1 protein-coding gene is annotated in these 1115 nt (G+C 48.1%); it reads left to right on the forward strand.

What is annotated here, in order from left to right; genetic code table 11:
• Positions 1–23: 23 nt before the first annotated feature.
• A partial coding sequence (gene istA, locus D7004_RS14035; RefSeq protein WP_279634758.1) for an IS21 family transposase occupies positions 24–1115 on the forward strand: 1092 nt, incomplete at its 3' end.

Raw genomic sequence — 1115 nt, forward strand, 5'->3', positions numbered from 1 at the left:
CCCGGCAGCTCTCCAGATCGGTAATGCATATAGAACATAAAGCTGGCGATAAAATGTATATCGACTTTGCCGGCAAAAAGCTATTTGTTATCGGGAATGATAATATCAGGCAGGACGTAGAGGTGTTCGTGGCGATTCTTGGCTGTAGCCAGCTCACCTATGTTGAGGCTGTGGCCTCCCAGAAAAAGGAGGACCTCATCACTGCCTGTGAAAATGCCCTTCGCTATTTCGCAGGAGTACCGGAAGCGATCGTCCCCGACAATCTTCGCTCTGCTGTAACAAGGGGAAGCAGGTATGAGGCTGTGCTGAACGATGAGTTTGCCGCATTTGCGGAACATTATGCCACAACTGTTATTCCCGCACGTGCCTACAAGCCACGTGACAAGTCGCTGGTAGAAGGAGCTGTCAAGCTTATCTACCGGAGTATTTATAATAAGTTGGACGATCGTCGTTTTCAAACCCTGGAGCAACTTAATGCAGCAATCGCCCCTCTGCTCGAAATCCATAACAACAAACACTTTTCGGGCAGAAGCTATTCACGCAGGGAACAGTTTGAGGAAATCGAACGCGAGGCCCTTGCCGCACTTAACCCGGTTCGGTATGAGTTGCACAGGCAGGTGATGGTCACCGTTATGAGAAACGGGCATGTACGGCTGGGCGAAGATGTTCACTACTACAGTGTTCCCTATAACTATGTTGGTAAAAAAGTAAAGTTGCTGTACACTTCCGGCTCAGTAAAAGTCTATTACAACTATACCATGATAGCTTTTCATTCAAGAGTGCGGACAAAGCACCATTATACTACCCAACAGGACCATCTGGCACCACAGCACCGGTACGTATCAGAATGGACGCCTGAGAACTTTATTCAGCAGGCTGAAGAGATCCATAGTGACGTTGCTCATTACATATCGAAGGTGCTTGAGCATAAGGGATATCCCGAGCAGGCCCATAAATCCTGTTCGGGCATACTGAACTTTGCGCGTCGTGTTGGAACGGTCCGGCTAAGGAATGCCTGCCGTTGGGCAAATAATCTTGGCCAGTACAACTACCGTATAATCGAGGAGATACTGCAAAAGCAGCTTGATCAGCTATCTGTAGAAGAACAGACAATA

Origin of the sequence: Pedobacter jejuensis (assembly GCF_003725795.1) — a bacterium.
GTDB classification, from domain to species: Bacteria; Bacteroidota; Bacteroidia; order Sphingobacteriales; family Sphingobacteriaceae; genus Pedobacter; species Pedobacter jejuensis.